This window comes from Paenarthrobacter sp. NPDC057981 (genome assembly GCF_042886835.1).
In the GTDB taxonomy this organism is placed as follows: Bacteria; Actinomycetota; Actinomycetes; order Actinomycetales; family Micrococcaceae; genus Arthrobacter.
The window spans coordinates 1-19,403 of sequence record NZ_JBHVQI010000023.1; the positions used below are offsets into that span (position 1 = coordinate 1).

17 protein-coding genes and 2 tRNA genes are annotated in these 19,403 nt (G+C 63.5%); 15 read left to right on the forward strand and 4 right to left on the reverse strand.

Annotation, left to right across the window (positions count from 1 at the left end; translation table 11 throughout):
* Positions 1–193 (reverse strand): helix-turn-helix domain-containing protein (locus ACFVSI_RS17455; protein ID WP_387826344.1); only part of this gene is annotated, 193 nt, incomplete at its 3' end.
* A gap of 138 nt (positions 194–331) precedes the next feature.
* Between ACFVSI_RS17455 and gltX the strand changes: the two genes are divergently transcribed.
* The 6 genes from gltX (at position 332) to ACFVSI_RS17485 (ending at position 6,513) form a co-directional block, all read left to right on the forward strand.
* Complete coding sequence (gene gltX / locus ACFVSI_RS17460) at positions 332–1,852, forward strand: glutamate--tRNA ligase (protein WP_387826347.1); 1,521 nt, start codon at positions 332–334, stop codon at positions 1,850–1,852.
* 14 nt (positions 1,853–1,866) lie between these two features.
* Entirely contained in the window at positions 1,867–2,595 is a 729-nt protein-coding gene (locus ACFVSI_RS17465; RefSeq protein ID WP_387826350.1) for an HAD family hydrolase, read from the forward strand.
* 137 nt (positions 2,596–2,732) lie between these two features.
* Positions 2,733–2,804 (forward strand) — tRNA-Gln (locus ACFVSI_RS17470).
* 128 nt (positions 2,805–2,932) lie between these two features.
* Positions 2,933–3,005: transfer RNA gene (locus ACFVSI_RS17475), tRNA-Glu, on the forward strand.
* A gap of 98 nt (positions 3,006–3,103) precedes the next feature.
* Entirely contained in the window at positions 3,104–4,897 is a 1,794-nt protein-coding gene (locus tag ACFVSI_RS17480) for a dynamin family protein (protein ID WP_387826353.1), read from the forward strand.
* Complete coding sequence (locus ACFVSI_RS17485; RefSeq protein WP_387826356.1) at positions 4,894–6,513, forward strand: GTPase; 1,620 nt, start codon at positions 4,894–4,896, stop codon at positions 6,511–6,513. Before ACFVSI_RS17480 ends, ACFVSI_RS17485 begins: the two co-directional genes overlap by 4 nt.
* Here the strand turns inward: ACFVSI_RS17485 and ACFVSI_RS17490 are convergent.
* Both ACFVSI_RS17490 and ACFVSI_RS17495 read right to left on the reverse strand, forming a co-directional pair.
* Positions 6,510–7,046 (reverse strand): DUF1697 domain-containing protein, encoded by a 537-nt coding sequence (locus tag ACFVSI_RS17490; protein WP_387826359.1) that lies wholly within the window; start codon positions 7,044–7,046, stop codon positions 6,510–6,512. The two genes, ACFVSI_RS17485 and ACFVSI_RS17490, sit on opposite strands and share 4 nt — an antisense overlap.
* Before the next feature lie 2 nt (positions 7,047–7,048).
* The gene (locus ACFVSI_RS17495; protein WP_014922101.1) at positions 7,049–7,768 is read right to left on the reverse strand and encodes an IclR family transcriptional regulator; all 720 of its coding nucleotides are present in this window, start codon (positions 7,766–7,768) and stop codon (positions 7,049–7,051) included.
* Between the two features lie 110 nt (positions 7,769–7,878).
* Between ACFVSI_RS17495 and leuC the strand changes: the two genes are divergently transcribed.
* The 6 genes from leuC (at position 7,879) to ACFVSI_RS17525 (ending at position 14,452) form a co-directional block, all read left to right on the forward strand.
* Positions 7,879–9,330: a 3-isopropylmalate dehydratase large subunit gene (leuC, locus tag ACFVSI_RS17500; protein WP_387826364.1), complete on the forward strand. Its 1,452-nt coding sequence runs from the start codon at positions 7,879–7,881 to the stop codon at positions 9,328–9,330.
* A 9-nt stretch (positions 9,331–9,339) separates the two neighbouring features.
* Positions 9,340–9,948, forward strand: a complete 609-nt coding sequence (leuD, locus tag ACFVSI_RS17505) for a 3-isopropylmalate dehydratase small subunit (protein ID WP_387826366.1) — start codon at positions 9,340–9,342, stop codon at positions 9,946–9,948.
* A gap of 208 nt (positions 9,949–10,156) precedes the next feature.
* Positions 10,157–11,482 carry a UDP-N-acetylglucosamine 1-carboxyvinyltransferase gene (gene murA, locus ACFVSI_RS17510; RefSeq protein ID WP_144659958.1) on the forward strand — a complete coding sequence of 442 codons (1,326 nt, stop codon included), beginning with the start codon at positions 10,157–10,159 and terminating at the stop codon, positions 11,480–11,482.
* 11 nt (positions 11,483–11,493) lie between these two features.
* On the forward strand, positions 11,494–12,267 hold the full coding sequence (locus tag ACFVSI_RS17515; RefSeq protein ID WP_387826370.1) for a lysophospholipid acyltransferase family protein: 774 nt from the start codon (positions 11,494–11,496) through the stop codon (positions 12,265–12,267).
* Positions 12,264–13,316, forward strand: a complete 1,053-nt coding sequence (locus ACFVSI_RS17520) for an NAD(P)H-dependent glycerol-3-phosphate dehydrogenase (RefSeq protein WP_387826373.1) — start codon at positions 12,264–12,266, stop codon at positions 13,314–13,316. Before ACFVSI_RS17515 ends, ACFVSI_RS17520 begins: the two co-directional genes overlap by 4 nt.
* Entirely contained in the window at positions 13,316–14,452 is a 1,137-nt protein-coding gene (locus ACFVSI_RS17525) for a D-alanine--D-alanine ligase family protein (protein ID WP_387826376.1), read from the forward strand. The genes ACFVSI_RS17520 and ACFVSI_RS17525 overlap by 1 nt, the downstream gene beginning before the upstream one ends.
* 39 nt (positions 14,453–14,491) lie before the next feature.
* Here ACFVSI_RS17525 and ACFVSI_RS17530 read toward each other — a convergent pair whose 3' ends face one another.
* On the reverse strand, positions 14,492–15,001 hold the full coding sequence (locus ACFVSI_RS17530) for a DUF3515 family protein (protein ID WP_387826378.1): 510 nt from the start codon (positions 14,999–15,001) through the stop codon (positions 14,492–14,494).
* A 123-nt stretch (positions 15,002–15,124) separates the two neighbouring features.
* Between ACFVSI_RS17530 and thiL the strand changes: the two genes are divergently transcribed.
* Genes thiL through ACFVSI_RS17545 form a run of 3 tightly spaced genes read left to right on the forward strand, consistent with a single transcriptional unit; the run spans position 15,125 to position 19,398 of the window.
* A complete protein-coding gene (gene thiL / locus ACFVSI_RS17535; protein WP_387826381.1) occupies positions 15,125–16,138 on the forward strand; it encodes a thiamine-phosphate kinase in 1,014 nt (337 codons plus the stop codon).
* A 22-nt stretch (positions 16,139–16,160) separates the two neighbouring features.
* Complete coding sequence (locus ACFVSI_RS17540; protein ID WP_387826474.1) at positions 16,161–17,153, forward strand: DAK2 domain-containing protein; 993 nt, start codon at positions 16,161–16,163, stop codon at positions 17,151–17,153.
* Positions 17,143–19,398 carry an ATP-dependent DNA helicase RecG gene (locus ACFVSI_RS17545; protein WP_387826384.1) on the forward strand — a complete coding sequence of 752 codons (2,256 nt, stop codon included), beginning with the start codon at positions 17,143–17,145 and terminating at the stop codon, positions 19,396–19,398. Before ACFVSI_RS17540 ends, ACFVSI_RS17545 begins: the two co-directional genes overlap by 11 nt.
* Positions 19,399–19,403: the final 5 nt, after the last annotated feature.

The window sequence follows — 19,403 nt, forward strand, 5'->3', positions numbered from 1 at the left end:
CTTCGGCACGATTCCTGGCCAGTCCGGCCTTTCGAACCCACTGGTAGCAGGTGTTCCGGTTCAACCCGAGCTCAGCGGCGGCCTCCGTCACACTCCCTAGCCGATCAAAAGCCCTGAAGAAAGCTTCCCGCTGCTCGGCAGTAGATCTCGCAAACTTCCGAAACTCCCCAGGAACATCGCATAAATGCGGCACGGTCGTTGCAACTCCCAAAAATATCGGGTGTTGCAACGACCGCTAGAACCCAAGCTTTCACCGGGAAAACGACTGCCGCCGTCGTTCGCTTCAGTCAGGGAAACCGAGGTGGTGCCAAGCGGTAAAGTTGGAACTACTATGACTACTGCTTCTGCGTCGAACGCTGCCTCCAGCGCCATCCCTGCCGTCAACGCCGAGACCCCGGTCCGCGTCCGTTTTTGCCCTTCACCGACGGGTACCCCGCACGTTGGCCTGATACGCACAGCCCTGTTCAACTGGGCTTATGCACGCCACACCGGCGGCAAGTTGATCTTCCGCATCGAGGACACGGACTCTGCCCGCGACAGCGAGGAGAGCTACCACCAGTTGCTCGATGCCCTGAAGTGGCTCGGCATCAACTGGGATGAGGGTGTGGAAGTCGGCGGTCCGCATGAGCCGTACCGCCAGTCGCAGCGGGGCGATATTTACCAGGACGTCATCGCCAAGCTCAAGGCCGGGGGACATGTCTACGAGTCGTACTCCACGCCCGATGAGATCGAAGCCCGCCACAGGGCTGCAGGCCGTGACCCCAAGCTGGGCTACGACGGTTTCGACCGCCACCTCACCGAGGAGCAGCTCGCCCAGTTCAAGGCCGAAGGCAGGGAAGCTGTCCTGCGCCTCCGGATGCCGGATGAGGACCTGACGTTTAACGACCTGGTTCGCGGTGAGATCACGTTCAAGGCCGGTTCAGTACCCGATTTCGCAGTCGTTCGGGCCAACGGCGCTCCGCTGTACACCTTGGTAAACCCCGTGGATGATGCGCTGATGGGCATCACCCACGTCCTCCGCGGCGAGGACCTGCTGAGCTCCACCCCGCGCCAGATCGCGTTGTACCGTGCCCTCTACGCGATCGGTGTCGCCGAATACATGCCGGAGTTCGGCCACTTGCCTTACGTGATGGGACAGGGCAACAAGAAGCTCTCCAAGCGCGATCCCGAATCCAGCCTGTTCCTGCACCGCGAACGTGGCTTCATCCCTGAGGGCCTCCTCAACTACCTATCGCTTCTGGGCTGGTCTCTCAGCGCTGACGAGGACATCTTCACGGTGGAGCAGCTCGTGGCCAACTTCGACATCCACGATGTCCTGGGCAACCCTGCCCGTTTCGACCTCAAGAAGGCCGAGGCCATCAACGGAACCCACGTACGCATGCTTGCACCCGAGGACTTCAAGGAGCGGCTCGTTCCTTACCTCCGCGCTGCCGGTTTCGTTGGCGAGATCCTTACCCCACGGCAGGAGGAGATCCTTGCCGAGGCAGCGCCGCTGGTCCAGGAGCGCATCACCCTCCTCGGCGAGGCTCCGGAAATGCTCGCCTTCCTGTTCAAGGCCGATGACGCCATCGACATCGCTGACGACGCCCGCAAGGGTCTGCCTGCCAACCTCGAAGAAGTTCTCGACGCGGCGCTGGCCGCTTTGGAACCCATCGCGGAATGGACTGCGGAGAACATCCAGACCGCTCTGAAGCAGGCGCTGGTGGAAGATTTGGGCATCAAGCCCCGCGCTGCCTTTGGACCTGTGCGCACGGCGATCTCGGGCCGCCGGATTTCCCCGCCTCTGTTCGAGTCCATGGTGATTCTGGGCAAGGATTCCTCCTTGGCCCGTGTTCGCGCTTTCCGCGGCTAGGAGCAGCACCCGTCATGGCTATTGCAACTTCCTTTGGCACCATCCGCGGTGTCCTCTTCGACATCGATGACACTTTGGTGGACCTTGAATACGCCATGACGACCGCGTTGCGTGACGTCAGCGAACATCTCCTGCCCGGCCTTGACCAGGCCGGGTGGGTGAAGTTCGGACGCATCTTCACGCATGAGACCACGCATTTTTATGACCGCTACCTGGCTGGCGAGCTGACCTTCAACGAGCAGAGGCTGCTTCGCGGACGGGCTGCTTTGGGGCATTTTGGCGTCGAGCTTGAGGACGGCGAGGAGTCCCAAGCCTGGGTGGCTGAGTACCACAAACGCCAAACTGCCTACGTCAGGGCTTTCAATGACGTGGAAGAAGTGCTCGATGCCCTGGATGCGGCCGGCGTCCCCTACGGCGCGGTGAGCAACAACGTCCACGACTACCAGCGTGCAAAGTTGGACGGCGCCGGCTTGGAACGGATCAGGATCCTGGTCGGCACCGACACGGTGGGTGTCGCCAAGCCGGATCCTGCGATTTACCGGGAGGGTGTACGCCTTCTGGGCACCACGCCGGGGGAGACCCTCTACGTAGGCGACAACCGCTTGCTTGATGCCGACGGCGCGACGGCGGCCGGCTTGGTGGGCGTGTGGCTCAACAGGGTGGGCGAAGAGGTAGCCGGGTTCAGTGGCCGCCAAGTGGATTCGCTACGGCAGCTCCTGGCCAAGGCGCCGGCGACCACCTGATTTTCATGTGATGCAGGTAACGCCCTACGGATTTGTGCAGGTGGCAAGACTCCGGTAGAGTCATTACTCGTGCTGAGGGGCACGGAGGGAAAAGCCGAGGGAAACCGGGGCAAGGAACTCCGGTCCGAAAGTCACTTTGGGATATGGTGTAATTGGCAACACTACGGTTTCTGGTACCGTCATTCTAGGTTCGAGTCCTGGTATCCCAGCTCTGAAAATCCGCGTAAATACGCTGGAAATTCGGAAGTTCCAAGCCGCGAAAGCGATTTGGAACAGAGCTGAAAGTATGAAATACTCATTCAGCTTGATCGCCGGAAACGGTGATAAGAAAGTGCAAGGCCCCATCGTATAGCGGCCTAGTACGCCGCCCTCTCACGGCGGTAACGCGGGTTCGAATCCCGCTGGGGTCACAAGCAAATCCCCCGGAACTCTGGTTCCGGGGGATTTCTTTTTGCCCTTTGCGCCTGCCCGCCGTTGGTATGGGGTGCCGGGCTGGCATGATGATGCTGTGACTGCACACGAAGACCCGTCAGCTTCCGGGGCCGGCCCAGAGCCGCGCGGCGTCCCACAAGGGGCGGCGGCCGCCGTCGAGACGTTGGAAGCTGCCCGTACCGAACTCGCGGCCACCACCCTTCCCCTGGCAGTGCCCGAGGCGCAGGAAGCCCGCCAGTGGATCCGGGAGTCGTTGGCGCAGCTCGATGACTACATCATTCCCCGCTACCGCAGCCTGGACGCCCCGCTGCTGGCCGTCGTCGGCGGTTCAACCGGCGCAGGCAAGTCCACGCTGGTTAACGCCTTGGTGGGCTTTCCTGTGACCCGGGCAGGGGCGATCAGACCCACAACCCGCCAGCCGATCCTTCTCCATCACCCCGGGGACGCAGAGTGGTTCGAAGGGCAACGGATCCTGCCCGGTCTGCAGCGGATCCGCGGGACGGTGTCTGCAGTTCCTGTGCCGGCGAACCAGGCAGGTGCGGCCCCTGATGCCCAAGCGATTACGTCGTTGGTCCTGGCGGGGCATGACACGGTTCCTCAGGGTATTGCACTCCTGGATGCCCCGGACGTGGACTCCATTTCCGACGACAACCGCCGGCTGGCTGGGCAGCTGCTGGCGGCAGCTGACCTTTGGATTTTTGTCACCACCGCCAACCGCTATGCCGACGCCGTTCCGTGGCGGCTGCTCGTGGACGCGGCTTCGCGGGACATCACCGTAGCTGTGGTCCTGGACCGCGTGCCGCCGGCGGCTGAGGAGGAAGTCAAAACCGATCTGCAGGCAATGCTCGACCGACAAGGACTTGGCGACGCAAAGCTCTTTGTCGTGCGGGAGAGCGCCTTGGACGGGTTGGGGATGCTGCCTGAGGAATCGGTGAAACCCCTGCGGCGGTGGCTGGGAGCCTTGGCTGCTGATGCGGCCGGCCGTGCCGACGTCGCCCGCCGGACACTCAACGGTGCCGTCAAAGCGGTGAGTCATCGACTGGAAGGCATTGCTGCCGCAGCGAGTGCGCAGGAAGCTGCAGCACGTGACCTTGGGCGGTTGTGCGAAGAGGAATATGAGCATGCGCTGGACCGCATTCTGGACGCTACGAAGGATGGGGCACTCTTGCGCGGCGAAGTGCTGGCACGGTGGCAGGACTTTGTGGGAACGGGGGAGTTCTTCCGCAGCCTCGAACAGAACATCGGACGCATGAGGGACCGGATGGGCGCTTTCTTCCGCGGCGAACCGGCTCCCGCCGTGAAGGTGGAGACCGCAATCGAAACAGGGCTCCAGGCCGTGATCCTGGACGAAGCTGCGAACGCGGCCGAAAACGTTGACAGGCGTTGGCGCTCGGATCCTGCAGGCCGCCAGCTGTTGGGTACCGATGACCTGTCGGGGACCAGCGCGGGCTTTGACGCCAAAGCGGCTGCGTCCATTCGTACGTGGCAGGAGGGCCTGATGGAGATGATCCGCACACAAGGCCAAGGTAAACGGACCCAGGCGCGGTGGTTGTCCTTCGGCGTCAACGGACTGGGTGCTGCGCTCATGGTCGTGGTGTTCTCCATGACGGCCGGGCTGAGCGGACTCGAAATTGGCATCGCCGGTGGAACGGCCGTGGTCGGCCAGAAGCTGCTGGAAGCAGTGTTCGGCGAGGACGCGGTCCGTCGCCTGGCCCAGCAGGCACGGCAAGATCTGCACACGCAGTGCCAACGCCTCCTCGATGAAGAGCGGCATCGCTTCCTCAGCAGGATCGAGGCTGCCCCGACGGGCTCCGGAGATGACCTGCTCAGGCATTCCACGGCGCTCGGCCGGCTGGCAGGGGCCGCATGAGCCGCCACAGCCAGGTCCGTGAATCGTCCCAGTTGCAGCGAAAGCTCGAAGCCTTGAACACCGCCCGGGAACTCGCCGAGGGTGTCCTTCCGGATCAGGAACTCCAATCCGTCTATGACGTCCTGGAGCGGGCGGCGTCGCGGCGTTCATTGTCGGCGGGGCATACCGTGGTGGGCTTCTTCGGCGCCACAGGCAGTGGAAAATCATCGTTGTTCAACGCAGTGTCCGGCAGTGATGTGGCCACTGCAGCTGCGCGAAGGCCAACGACGTCGGAGCCGTTGGCGGGCATCTGGGGCGAAGAGGGCAGCGGCCCGCTGCTCGATTGGTTGGAAGTGAAGGAGCGTCACGTGTTGCAGGCGGTGCCGGGCTTCGCCGAGGCCGACGCCGGGCTGGTGCTCCTTGATTTGCCGGATTTTGATTCGACGCGACTGGAAAACCGGCAGATTGTCCAGCGCATGGTCGGGATGGTGGATGTCCTGGTGTGGGTCATGGACCCCCAGAAATACGCCGATGCGGCGGTGCACAACGGGTTTCTCCGCCCAATGGCCTCCCATGGCGCTGTCACCTTGGTCGTCTTGAACCAGGTGGACAAGCTCAGTGCCCCGGATGCTGCCGCAGTCATGGAGTCCTTAAAAGGGATCCTTGCTCGTGATGGCCTGGAGAAGGTCCGCGTCATGAGTGCGTCAGCCCTGACCGGCGACGGCGTACCAACCGTTCGCGCCGCCATCAGGAACGTCGTGGTCCAGCGGGCTGCCACCACGCAGCGCCTGGCAGCCGATGTCGCCAAGGCTGCCGCCGGATTGATCGAAGTGTCCGGCGACGGGGAAGCGAAGGGCATCACCAGTGGCGCCAAGTCCCGCCTCGCCCAGGAGTTGGCGACGGCGGCCAACGTGCCGGTGGTGGTGGACGCGGTCCAGCGTTCCTTCCGGAGGGAATCGGCTCGCAGGACAGGGTGGCCCGTGACTCGATGGTTGTTGCGGTTCCGGTCCGACCCTTTGCGGAGGCTGAACTTGGGGCGAAACGACACCAGGCCCGAGTTGAGCCGGACGTCCCTGCCACCTGCCGGCGCGCCGCAGCGCGCGCGTACGGACGCGGCTGTCAGGGATTTTGCCGATGAGGCATCAGCTGGTGCTCCCGGTCCGTGGCGTGCAGCAATCCGGGCAGCTGCACGGGAAGGGCGCGAACAGCTGCCAGATGCGCTGGACCAGGCCATCGCTGGAACGGACCTGAAAACCGCGAAACGACCCTTGTGGTGGCTGCTGTTCAATACGCTGCAGTGGATTGCGCTCCTGTTGGCGGTAGGAGGCCTTGGTTGGCTCGGTGTCCTGGCGGCCCTTGGCTACTTCCAGATGCCTGTGCCGGAGGTGCCCCGGACCGAAGGGTGGCCGTGGCCCACGCTCATGGTTGCCGGGGGAGTCGCGCTGGGCGTGCTGTTGGCCATCCTTGGTCGTGTTCTGGGTGGCTGGGCGGCCCGGGCCAGGGCGGCGGGGGCGGCGAAGCGGTTGAGGGCAGCGGTTGCGGTGGTGGCTGAGCGACGGATCGTGGAACCGGTTGATGTTGAAGTCACGCGGTTGCGGGCCTTCAATGCTGCCCTGAAGGCTGCCCGGACGAATTAGAGGTCTGCGGCGGCGTCGCTGACTTTGACCAGGGTACGGAGGTTCCGGGTGGTGGTGCTTGCCTTGTAGCGGGGCTTGGCGGAGAGCTTGCTGAACGGGCTGTCCAACGTCCCACCGGCAGGAGCCAACCATGCCATTGCCTCCGGGCCGAGGCGGGTCTGTTCCACGCCATCCAGCGCTTTGCCAGCCTCGAAGAGCTCGTCGAGCATGGCGCTGTCAGAGGCCAACGTGACGTAGCTGTGCGTGGACTTGTCGTCGGCCGGGTAGGGGCATGCCTCAACCAGCTGGGCCACGCGATCCGCTGTCAGGACCACCACCCAGGCGTCATAGCCAAAGGAATCGCGGAGGCACTTCTCGAATTGTGCCTTGACGTCCTTGGCGCTGAGTTCGCTGTGCAGCACGACGTTTCCGCTGGCCAACAGGGTCTTGACCTTGGAGAACGGGTAGTCCTGAAGCGCGCCCTTGAGATCGGCCATCTTGATATTGATGCCGCCCACATTGATTCCGCGCAGGAACACGGCGTAGCTGTCCATGACTAGTCGTTGTTCTTCCGCAACGCCTCAGTCAGGACCCGCGCAGCGTTGCAGACGACTTCGGCATGCAGGCGCCCGGGCTGGCGGGTGAGTCGTTCGATGGGGCCCGAGATCGACACCGCGGCGATCACCCTACCCGATGGTCCGCGCACCGGTGCCGAAACAGAGGCGACCCCCGGCTCGCGTTCGCCGAGGCTCTGACCCCAGCCCCGGCGTCGTACTCCTGCCAGGACGGTCGGCGTGAACCGGGCGTTTTGCAGTCCTTCCAAGAGGCGGTCGTGGTCTTCCCACGCCAGCAGCACCTGGGCGGCAGAGCCGGCCTTCATGGACAACTGGGTGCCGACCGGGATGGTGTCGCGGAGGCCGATGGGACGCTCCGCCGATGCCACGCAAACGCGCCAGTCGCCTTGGCGCCGGAAAATCTGAGCGCTTTCGCCGGTGGCATCGCGCAACTGGATGAGTACGGGGCCGGCGGAGGCGATCAGGCGGTCTTCGCCCGCGGCAGATGCAAGTTCGACGAGCCGGCTGCCGAGGACAAAGCGCCCCTGGATGTCGCGGCTTACCAGGCGGTGGTGGACCAGTGCCAGGGCAAGACGGTGAACCGTGGGCCGGGCGAGTCCGGTGGCTGCTACGAGCTGCGCAAGTGTCGTTGGTCCGGCCTCGAGGGCATCAAGCACTTGGGCCGCTTTATCAATGACACCGACTCCACTAGAATTGTCCATGTAATGATATTGCCGTCTCAATATCTGAGATGCAAGTTGTTTCACTGGCCTATTTTGCAGCGGTGCTGCTTCAGTGGATGTAGAACAATCAACAGTGAAGGGAGCAGGCCGTGGGAAAGACACTGGCCGAGAAAGTCTGGGACGCGCACGTTGTGCGCAAGGGTGAAGGCGAAGGAGCCAACGCCCAGCCCGATCTTCTCTTCATCGACCTGCACCTCGTCCACGAAGTGACGTCCCCGCAGGCCTTCGAAGGTTTGCGCCTGGCCGGCCGAAAGCTGCGCCGCGTGGACCTGACGATCGCCACGGAAGACCACAACACTCCGACGCTGGATATCGACAAGCCGATTGCCGACCTCACCAGCCGCACGCAGATCGAAACGCTGCGCGCCAACTGCAAAGAGTTCGGTGTACGCCTGCACTCGTTGGGTGACAAGGAACAGGGCATCGTGCACGTCGTGGGCCCGCAGCTGGGCCTGACCCAGCCCGGCATGACGGTGGTTTGCGGCGACTCGCACACTTCCACACACGGCGCCTTTGGAGCGCTGGCCATGGGTATCGGAACCTCCGAAGTCGAGCACGTCATGGCTACCCAGACGTTGTCCCTGAAGCCGTTCAAGACCATGGCAATCAACGTCGAGGGCACGCTGCGCCCGGGTGTTACTGCCAAGGACATCATCCTGGCCGTCATTGCGAAGATTGGTACCGGCGGTGGCCAGGGCTATGTCCTGGAATACCGGGGTTCGGCCATCCGTTCGTTGTCGATGGATGCCCGCATGACCATCTGCAACATGTCCATCGAGGCCGGAGCACGTGCCGGCATGGTCGCTCCGGACCAGACCACCTACGAGTACATGAAGGGCCGTCCGCACGCGCCGCAGGGCACAGACTGGGACGCCGCCGTCGAGTACTGGAACACGCTCCACACCGATGAGGACGCGACGTTCGACGTCGAGGTGGACCTGGATGCCGACACCCTGGAACCGTTCGTGACCTGGGGAACCAACCCCGGCCAAGGTGTTTCCTTGTCCGCGAAAGTGCCATCTCCGGAGGACTTCGGCGACGAGAACGCCAAGCTGGCCGCTGAACGCGCACTGACCTACATGGGCCTGGAAGCCGGAACGCCCATGAAGGACATCCGGGTGGATACCGTCTTCCTGGGTTCGTGCACCAACTCCCGCATCGAGGACCTGAGCGCAGCCGCGGACATTGTCCGCGGCCGTGAGAAGGACCCGAACGTGCGCATGCTGGTGGTTCCCGGTTCGGCCCGTGTCCGTTTGGAAGCCGAAGCCATGGGCCTGGACAAGGTGTTCAAGGACTTTGGTGCCGAGTGGCGTTTCGCCGGCTGCTCCATGTGCCTGGGTATGAACCCGGACCAGTTGGCGCCGGGGGAGCGCTGCGCTTCGACGTCCAACCGCAACTTCGAAGGCCGGCAGGGTAAGGGCGGACGTACACACTTGGTCTCGCCCGTCGTCGCAGCAGCCACCGCCATCCGCGGGACGCTGAGCTCGCCGTCGGACCTTGAACCGGCCGCGGCCGGAACGCTGACCGGAACCGCAGTCTAGGAGGACCCCATGGAAAAATTCACCACCCACACCGGCATCGGGGTCCCGCTGCGCCAGAGCAACGTGGACACCGACCAGATCATCCCGGCTGTCTACCTCAAGCGCATCACCCGTACCGGCTTCGAGGACGCCCTCTTCGCCGCGTGGCGCAAGGATGAATCCTTCATCCTCAACCAGGCTCCCTTCAATGCCGGCTCCGTGCTGGTGGCCGGTCCGGACTTCGGCACGGGCTCCTCCAGAGAGCACGCTGTGTGGGCACTGAAGGACTATGGGTTCAAGGCTGTCCTGTCCTCGCGGTTCGCTGACATCTTCCGCGGCAACTCCGGCAAGCAGGGCCTGCTCGCCGCGGAGGTTGCCCAGGACGACATCGAGCTCATCTGGAAGGTCCTGGAAAACAACCCGGGCACCGAGGTCAAGGTGGACCTGGTGTCCAAGACGGTCGAATGTGGCAACGTCGTTGCACCCTTTGAGATCGACGACTACACCCGCTGGCGCCTCCTGGAAGGCCTGGACGACATTGGCCTGACCCTCCAGCACGAAGAAGACATCACCGCGTACGAAGCCACTCGGCCGTCCTTCAAGCCTCGGACGCTTCCAGCGAAAGTGGAAGCGGGCTAACAGCTGACGGGGCAGTGGGAATTACGCTGGCAGAGGACCGTCGGACCCCTTGGAAAGGGTCCGGCGGTCCTTTTTTGCGCTGGTTTCGCCGACACGGGATCCGTATGCCGCGGGGCGGGTCCATTTCGGTTCGGTAACGTGAGCTTCTATGCTTAGCTGGAGCCTTTGTCAGTTTGGGGGGCGAGTAGTCGTGAGGAAACCGGTATAGATGAGTAGTGTTCTGACAATCCGCGGTGGCGTCCCGTTAACCGGACGAGTGACCGTCCGCGGTGCCAAGAACCTTGTGCCCAAGGCCATGGTGGCCGCTTTGCTGGGCAGTGAACCATCGGTGCTGAGGAACGTGCCGGAAATCAAGGATGTAGAGGTGGTCACCAGCCTCCTGCAGCTGCATGGAGTGACTGTGGTCAAGGATCCGGTGACGGGGGACCTTACCCTGGATCCCACGGAAGCCAAGACGGCGTCCAGCACAGCTATCGACGCCCACGCCGGCGACTCCCGGATTCCCATCCTGCTCTGCGGGCCGCTGATCCACGCGATCGGTGAGGCTTTTATTCCCGACCTTGGCGGTTGCAAGATCGGCGACCGACCCATCGATTACCACCTGAATGTGCTCCGGCAGTTCGGTGCCGTCGTGGAAAAGCGTCCGGGCGGCATCCACATTTCAGCCCCCCATGGTCTGCACGGCGCCAAGATTTCGCTTCCTTATCCGTCGGTGGGAGCCACTGAGCAGGTTTTGCTCAGCGCAACCCGTGCCGAAGGCATTACCGAGCTCATTGGTGCGGCAACCGAGCCGGAGATCATTGACCTGATCGCTGTCCTCCAGAAGATGGGCGCCATCATCAGCGTCCAGACGGACCGCACCATCCGCATCGAAGGCGTCAAGGACCTGCGGGGGTACAACCACCGTGCGCTCCCGGACCGGAACGAGTCCGCTTCCTGGGCCTCAGCGGCCCTGGTGACGCGCGGCGATATCTTTGTCGAAGGCGCCTCCCAACGCGACATGATGACCTTCCTGAACACCTACCGCAAGGTTGGCGGAGGGATGGACATCGGCGATGACGGAATCCGCTTTTACCACCCGGGCGGAAAACTCACTCCGCTGGTCCTCGAAACAGACGTGCACCCCGGCTTCATGACCGACTGGCAGCAGCCGCTGGTGGTCGCTTTGACCCAGGCCGAGGGCGTGTCGATTGTGCACGAGACCGTCTACGAGAACCGCTTTGGCTTCACCGAAGCACTCGCCCGGATGGGAGCTAACATCCAGGTGCACCGCGAGTGCCTTGGCAGCGTGCCGTGTCGCTTCGGCCAGCGCAACTTCCTGCACTCGGCCGTGATCTCCGGCCCCACCCCACTCCGGGGCACGGACATCGACATCCCTGACCTTCGTGGCGGCTTCAGCCACCTCATTGCAGCCTTGGCCGCAACGGGAACATCCAAGGTCACCGGGATCGATATCATCAACCGCGGTTACGAGCGCTTCACCGAGAAGCTGGCTGCCTTGGGCGCCGATTTCGACATCACCACCATCAAGTAGCGGGGGATCCTTTGAAGGAATCGGCTACGAGCCGTGCCGTGTTCACGTTGCTGGCGGGGATTGCACGCCCGGCAATGAACCTGTTGATGGCCAAGAAGTGGGAAGGCCTGGAAAATCTTCCTGCCGGTGGTTTCATCGCGGTGCCCAATCACTGCACCGAGATCGATCCCATCGTTGTGGGGCATATGGTGTACAACCAGAAGCGCCCACCGCACTTCCTGGCAAAGTCGGGACTCTTCAAAGTGCCCGTGCTGGGTGGACTGCTGCGCGCTACGAATCAGATTCCGGTTGAACGCTCGACGGCGGGAGCGAACCGCTCGCTGCAGCTGGCCAAGGAGGTGGTGGACGCCGGTGGCGCCATCATCATCTATCCGGAAGGTACGCTCACGCGCGATCCCGGGCTATGGCCGATGAAGGGCCACACCGGGGCTGCCCGGCTGGCACTGCAGACCGGAGCGCCCGTGGTTCCCGTTGCGCACTGGGGTGCGCAGGAGGTGTTCCCCAGGTACGCCAAGCGTTTCCATGTCTTCCCGCGCAAGACTGTCCGGGTCCTGGTGGGCAAGCCCGTGGATTTGAGTTCCTTCGTTGACCGGCCCCTGGACCGCGGCACCCTCACCGAAGCCACCGAGGTCATCATGGACGCCATCACGTCACTCCTGGAGACGCTTCGCGGCGAAGCGGCGCCGGCTGAGCGCTGGGACCCCGCGCTCCACAAGCAGAGCAAGCATGGCCGGCTCGTTGAAGATGCCCCAACCGAAGCCGAGGACCCGGAGGCCGGAAAGTGACGCTGATCGAAAGCCCGGCGTTTGTGCCCACCACAGTGGCCGTGCTGGGCGCAGGGTCCTGGGGCACCACGTTTGCGAAAATCCTCGCTGACGCTGCAACAGCTGCCGGAGTCGAGCGCACGATCCGTATCTGGGGACGCCGCGCCGAAGTAGTGGAGCAGATCAACTCGGCCCACCGCAATGAGCAGTACTTGAAGGACATTGAGTTGCCGGCGTCCATCACCGCATCCACGGACGTGGAAGAAGTACTGAAGGACGCCACCTTGGTGGTCCTCGCTGTACCGGCGCAGTCGCTGAGGCCTCAGCTGGGTGACTGGAAAGCGCTGTTGGCCCCCGACGCCGTGGTGGTGTCCCTCATGAAGGGCCTGGAACTGGGCACGGACGCCCGCATGAGCGAAGTGATTGCCCAGGAGCTTGGCCTCCCGGAATCGCGGGTTGCTGTGGTTTCCGGACCCAACCTGGCCATGGAGATTGCCCGCGAGCAGCCAACCGCCTCCGTTGTTGCTTGCAGCGACGCCGACACAGCCGCTGCCATTGCCCTGTGCTGCACGGCACCCTACTTCCGTCCCTACACCAGTACCGACGTTGTCGGAGTGGAAATCGGCGGCATTGTCAAAAACGTCATCGCCTTGGCTGTGGGGATCTGTGAAGGCCGCCAAATGGGCGACAACACCAAGGCTTCCGTGATCACCCGTGGACTCGCCGAAACGTCAAGGCTCGCTCTGGCGCTGGGCGGGGAAGCCCACACGATGGCCGGACTCGCCGGGCTCGGTGACCTCGTGGCCACTTGCTCGTCTGCGCTCTCGCGCAATCACACCGCCGGACGGCTGCTCGGTGAAGGGCTCAGCTTGGAGGAAGTGGCGGAAGAAATGACGCAGACCGCCGAAGGCATCAAGTCCGGCCCTGCCGTGCACGAACTGGCGGGGAAACTGAAAGTTGAAATGCCCATCACCGCGGCGGTAGTAGCCGTGCTTGAAGGCAGAATGTCCGTTGATGACCTGGGGCCGCGATTGCTGGCCCGGGCACTGAAGTCCGAAGGCGACTACTGATGGTGATTGAAGAACCCGCAGCCGTGAAGGCCAAACCCCGCGTGGCGATCCTTTTCGGGGGCCGCTCAAGCGAGCACGCTGTCAGTTGCGTCACCGCCGCTGGTGTTATGGGCGCCATCGATACAAATAAGTACGAGGTCATCCCGATCGGCATCGCCAAGTCCGGTCAATGGGTTTTGGCATCGGGCGACACCAGCCAGTGGTCCTTGAGCTCGACATCCCTTCCGGAGGTTGCGGCGTCGGGCAAAACCGTCACCCTGGCCGAAGTCGGCGGCGAACACCAGTTGATCGTCACAGAGCCCAATGCCGTTCCGCAGGAACTGGGCAGCGTGGACGTGGTGTTTCCGCTGCTGCACGGTCCGTGGGGGGAGGACGGAACCATCCAAGGCCTCCTGGAATTGTCCGACACCCGTTATGTAGGCGCCGGGGTGCTGGCCTCTGCAGTGGGAATGGACAAGCACTTCATGAAGGTGGTCTTCGAGTCCGCCGGACTGAAGGTTGGGCCCTACATAGCCGTGACGGACCGCGAATGGGTAACCGACCCGGAGGCTGTCCGAAAACGCGTGGACAAGCTCGGATTCCCTGTATTCGTCAAGCCGGCCCGTGCGGGTTCTTCGATGGGAATTTCCAAGGTTGATTCGCTGGAAGGCCTCGATGCCGCCGTCGAAGAAGCCCGCCGTCACGACCTGAAGCTGGTCATCGAAGCCGGGATCATCGGACGCGAGATCGAATGTGCCGTCCTGCAGGGGCGCGGCACCGATGCACCGCGCACCTCGATGCCGGGTGAGATCGCTGTCGCTTCCGGGGAACACCAGTTCTACGACTTCGCTGCCAAGTACGTGGAGGACGGGGCGGCTGCGCTCAGCTGCCCGGCCGACATGCCGGACGAAGCAATAGCACGTGTCAGGGAATTGGCGGCGGTCGCTTTCGACGCCGTGGGCGCCGAAGGCCTGAGCCGCGTGGACTTCTTCTACACTCCAGCGGGCGAACTGATCATCAACGAGATCAACACCATGCCCGGCTTCACTCCGAAGAGCATGTACCCGCAGATGTGGGCTGCCTCAGGACTGGCTTACGCAGAGCTCATTGACGAACTCATCCACTTGGCATTGACCCGGAAGACGGGCCTGCGCTAGTTCACAACCAGTGCAGGTCGCCGTTCAAAAGCGGGCGCCCTACTTGCTGGAGGGCAGGTTCTGGAGGTCCTCCTGGCCGACGCACTTGCCGGTGGGCTTGATTTTCCCGACGGCGGCCGCAAGCTCGGTCAGGACTGTCGCGGAACTTATGTTGGCCGCTTCCAACTTGACCGGATCGATCAGTATCTCCGTGGCGGGCACGCGGCCAAACGTGGTCAGCGTGTATACCGGATCGCCTTCCTTGATGACCCAGTCGATGTCGTTGACGCTGACACAGCGGTCGGTGGTGGGTCCGGGCACGTTCACGCCGCAGCGGAGGATGACCTGCGAGGGATCTCCCCAGGCAGCGGTAGCCTGGCTGTTCGTCTTGCGGAGCGCAGCATCGCCGATCTTGTCGGGCAGGGCCACCATCATGGGGGCGCAGGCAGGGTTGGCGGCGTCCGCGGCTGCGGTAACGTCAACGGCAGGTGAACAGGCCGACAAAGCGAGGACGGATGCAGAGGCCAGGGAGACGGCCAGCGCAGTCCGGCGGAGGGTCATTCGATGCATCTCTCCAGCCTATCCCGCACGCACGGGCCGAACGGGCGTGGGTAGCCCCGGTCACATTGCTGCGCAGCCGGCCGTGAATCGCTGCGTCGTTATCCTGTCGGAGGATCGCGATAGCGTAGAGCCGTGCCTGCAGAACAACTGACCGTCCAAGACCTTTCGGAGTCCGAGCTCCTTGCCCGGATCTTTCCCCGCCTGAACAGCAGCGCCGGCGTTCTGCTGGGTCCCGGTGATGATGCTGCCCTGATAGCCGCTCCGGATGGCCGCACCCTGATTTCCATCGACACGCAAACCCAGGACCAGGACTTCAGGCTCCAGTGGAAGAACGGTTACGGGACCACCGGGTACGACGTCGGGTGGAAGGCCGCCGCACAGAACCTCAGTGACATCAATGCCATGGGTGGCAGTGCTTCTTCCCTTGTGGTCAGCCTGACCATGCCGCCGTCCACACCTGTTGACTGGGTGGAAGCTTTTGCGGATGGACTCACCGCCGCCATCGTTGAGTTGGGTGCCCCGGATTGCTCTGTTGCCGGAGGCGACCTCGGGCGCGGCCGCGAAATCGCGGTGACGGTCGCCGTCGTCGGAACCCTTGCCGGAGTGGCGCCGGTGCTGCGCTCTGGGGCGACGGCGGGCGATGTCGTAGCGGTGGCTGGCACCTTGGGGCGGGCGGCCGCGGGCTGGGCGTTGCTTGAAAGCGATGTTCCCTACGAGAGCCTCAGCGAAGAGCTCAAGGGCCTTGTGGAGCGCCAATGCAGGCCTCTGCCGCCTTTGGCGGCGGGACCGGAGGCTGCCAGGGCCGGCGCAACAGCCATGTTGGACATCTCAGACGGCTTGCTGCGCGACGGCGGTCGGCTCGCCACCGCCAGCGGCGCCGTGCTCGATTTCGATCCCCTTGTGCTGAAAAAGTATGCAGCCGTGCTGGAACCCGCTGCTGCGTTGCTGAATCTTGAAGCAATGCCCTGGGTACTGGGCGGGGGAGAGGACCACGGGTTGCTTGCTACGTTCCCAGCAGGAATTCAGCTGCCGCACGGCTTCACTGCGATAGGCTCAGTTCAAGCCGTTGTCGAGCCGACAGGCAGCGGCGTCCGGATCGCCGGGCATGCTGCTGACACCGTTGGATGGGATCACTTTGCAGACTAAGATCGCCGCGAACGCGCACGCCATGAAACGTTGGCTCGGCAAGGCGGAGGTGGTCCTCGGAAACCACAGCGACCGCCTTAATGCGATTAACATCTTTCCCGTCGCCGACGGAGACACGGGAACCAACCTCTACCTCACAGTGCGTGCTGCTTCTTCCGCTTTTGATGAAACGGAAGCCCATGATGTCGGCGCTGTGCTTTCGAAGGCCGGCCAAGCAGCCATGGAGCAGGCGAGAGGCAACTCCGGAACGCTGTTTGCGGTATTCCTGTGCGCCGCGGCCGAGCCTTTGGCAGGCAAGACAAGGCTCAGTGCTCCGCTTCTGGCGACAGCGCTGAACAGGGCCCAAATCCGTGCTTGGTCTGCACTGAGCGAACCGGTGGCTGGAACCATGCTCTCTGTCCTGGAGGCCGCTGCGCACGCCGCACAGCGGGTTGACGCTGAACAGGACGGCGACGACAGCAACCATGCGCTCGGATTGTCACTGGATGCCGTGGTGGAAGCCGCCTACCAGGCTGTTCTCCGCACCGAGGATGAGCTTGTCCAGTTGCAGGAGGCGCACGTGGTTGATGCCGGTGGCGTGGGCATGCTGCTGGTGTTGGATTGCCTACGATCCGCAGTACTGGGCGAGGAACTGCAGGATGAGCTTCTGGACGACCTGCACGGCTACAAGCTGCAGGATCCACACATTCACGAGCACATGCCGGCCGATGAGGGCGTGGAGGTCATGTGCACCATCAGCCTGTCCCCGCTCAATGCCGCCATCCTGCGTCAACGCCTGGATGAAATGGGGGATTCGGTCATCATGAGCCAGGTTGGCGGGTCGCAGCCCAGCGATGACGACGACGAGGAATCCACAACGGAAGCAAGCTACCGGTGGCGTGTCCACGTCCACGTTCCCGACCCCGCTCCTGCCGTCGAACTGATCCGTTCGTTGGGTGAACCCACCGACATCGCCGTCAGCCAATTGGCCGTGCCGCGACATGATGATTCAGACCAGCCACGGCATGACTACTGAACTGGAGCTGCCGCTCGAGCGCAGGATCGGCAAGCGGTCAGCGGCGGTCATCGAGAAACACCTGGGACTCAAAACGTGTGGTGCCCTGTTGAACTACTTCCCGCGGCGTTACCTGAGCCGAGGCGAACTGACTCCCATCAGCAAGCTGCCGTTGGATGAGGAGGTCACGCTCATAGCCCGTGTGGTGTCCAACAGCACACGGCAGATGCGCGCCCGCCGGGGCTCCATCACCGATGTCGTCGTGACCGACGAGGCCGGCGGGAACGGTGTTCCCGGGACGCTGAAGGTCAGCTTCTTCAATGGTTTCCGGGCCAAGGCGGAACTCCTGGCCGGTCGGCGGGCCATGTTTTCAGGCAAGGTCACCCGTTATGGCGGTGCCCTGGGCCTGACCAATCCGGATTTCCTCCTGTTGGACGAGGATCCGGAGGCTGAGGACTCCGTGGACCCCGCCAAGCTCGCGGCGATGCCGATTCCGGTGTACCCGGCCACGGCGAAGCTGACCAGCTGGTCCATCCACAAGGTGGTTGCCTCCCTGCTTCAAACCATGGACCTCGACGCGTTGGAGGACCCGATCCCAGAGCGTATTGCTGCCAGGGACGGCCTGCTCAGCGTCGCCGAGTCGTACCGCCTGATCCACTCGCCCGAGACGCCGAAGGATTGGCATCGGGCGCAGGAACGCTTCCGATACCAGGAAGCCTTGGTCCTGCAAACCGCCTTGGCCCGCAGGCGTGCCCAACTCGCCGCCGAAGAAGCCACCGCCCGGCGTCCCACGGCAGGCGGCCTGCTCAGCAGCTTCGATCGGAACCTGCCGTTCACCCTGACAGCCGGCCAATCCGCCGTCGGAAAGACGCTCGCTGAAGAGCTGGGCCGGGATACGCCCATGAACAGGCTCCTGCAGGGAGAGGTGGGTTCCGGAAAGACCATTGTTGCCCTGCGCGCCATGCTCCAGGTGGTCGATGCCGGTGGCCAGGCTGCGCTCCTTGCCCCTACCGAGGTCCTTGCCGCCCAACACTTCGATTCGATTCGGCGCACGCTCGGCCCCCTTGCCCGTGACACCATGTTTGGCGGCGCGGGAATGCTGGGCGGAGACCAGTCCCAACAGTCCGTGCAGGTAACGCTGCTCACCGGTTCCATGCCTACTGCCGCGAGGAAGCAGGCGATGCTGGACGCGGCTTCGGGAAATGCCGGAATCGTCATTGGTACGCATGCCCTGCTGAGCGACAAGACCAGTTTCCAGGATCTTGGGCTGATCGTGGTGGATGAGCAGCATCGCTTCGGAGTTGAGCAGCGTGATGCGCTCCGGGCAAAAGCCCAACGGCCGCCGCACTTGTTGGTGATGACTGCAACGCCCATTCCCCGCACTGTGGCAATGACTGTTTTCGGCGACCTCGAGACCTCCATTCTCGACGAACTTCCGGCCGGCCGCGCGCCCATTTCCACCCACGTGGTGGGGCTGTCGGAAAACCCTGGCTGGGCGGACCGCATTTGGAAGCGTTCGCGCGAGGAAGTCGATGCCGGGCATCAGGTCTATGTGGTGTGCCCCAAGATCGGATCGGACGACGACGGCGACTTCAGCCCGGGGGAAGCGGAGCCAAGCGACGCGTCGCTGTCGGACGAGGGTTCGGCCCGGGAGCTCGCGTCGGTGACCGCCGTCGTCGAGAGCCTCGTGCAGGAGCCGTCGCTGGGCGGCGTGCCGGTGGCACCGCTTCATGGCCGGCAGGACCCGCAGGTGAAGTCCGAAACGATGGCGTCGTTTGCCTCAAACGAGACCAAGGTGCTGGTTTCCACTACGGTCATCGAGGTGGGTGTGGATGTCCACAATGCCACCTTGATGGTCATCCTGGATGCCGACCGTTTTGGCATCTCTCAGCTCCACCAGCTGCGGGGCCGGGTGGGGCGTGGTGGGCTTCCCGGCACGTGCCTCCTTGTGACAACCCTGGAACCGGGCCATCCGAGCCGCCGCCGGCTGGAAGCCGTTGCCTCCACCACCGACGGTTTCGAGTTGTCGCAGGAGGACCTGAAGCTTCGCCGTGAAGGTGACATCCTGGGTGCCTCGCAATCCGGGGGGCGGTCAACGTTGAAGTTGCTCCGGGTCCTTGAGCACGAGGACATCATTGCCCGCGCTCGGGCCGATGCCCAGGCCTTGGTCGGCCAGGATGCTGCTTTGCAGGACCAGCCGGCCCTTTCCGCTGCGATCGACCAGTACTTGAACCCCGAGAAGGAGGCGTTCCTTGAACGCGGTTAGTAGTC

Bases quoted from the DNA above. Each gene is read 5' to 3' on its own strand.
- gltX (WP_387826347.1), top strand. From the start codon at position 332: ATGACTACTGCTTCTGCGTCGAACGCTGCCTCCAGCGCCATCCCTGCC.
- ACFVSI_RS17465 (WP_387826350.1), top strand. From the start codon at position 1,867: ATGGCTATTGCAACTTCCTTTGGCACCATCCGCGGTGTCCTCTTCGAC.
- ACFVSI_RS17485 (WP_387826356.1), top strand. From the start codon at position 4,894: ATGAGCCGCCACAGCCAGGTCCGTGAATCGTCCCAGTTGCAGCGAAAG.
- ACFVSI_RS17490 (WP_387826359.1), bottom strand. From the start codon at position 7,046: ATGGACAGCTACGCCGTGTTCCTGCGCGGAATCAATGTGGGCGGCATC.
- ACFVSI_RS17495 (WP_014922101.1), bottom strand. From the start codon at position 7,768: ATGGACAATTCTAGTGGAGTCGGTGTCATTGATAAAGCGGCCCAAGTG.
- leuD (WP_387826366.1), top strand. From the start codon at position 9,340: ATGGAAAAATTCACCACCCACACCGGCATCGGGGTCCCGCTGCGCCAG.
- murA (WP_144659958.1), top strand. From the start codon at position 10,157: ATGAGTAGTGTTCTGACAATCCGCGGTGGCGTCCCGTTAACCGGACGA.
- ACFVSI_RS17525 (WP_387826376.1), top strand. From the start codon at position 13,316: ATGGTGATTGAAGAACCCGCAGCCGTGAAGGCCAAACCCCGCGTGGCG.
- ACFVSI_RS17530 (WP_387826378.1), bottom strand. From the start codon at position 15,001: ATGCATCGAATGACCCTCCGCCGGACTGCGCTGGCCGTCTCCCTGGCC.
- ACFVSI_RS17540 (WP_387826474.1), top strand. From the start codon at position 16,161: ATGAAACGTTGGCTCGGCAAGGCGGAGGTGGTCCTCGGAAACCACAGC.
- ACFVSI_RS17545 (WP_387826384.1), top strand. From the start codon at position 17,143: ATGACTACTGAACTGGAGCTGCCGCTCGAGCGCAGGATCGGCAAGCGG.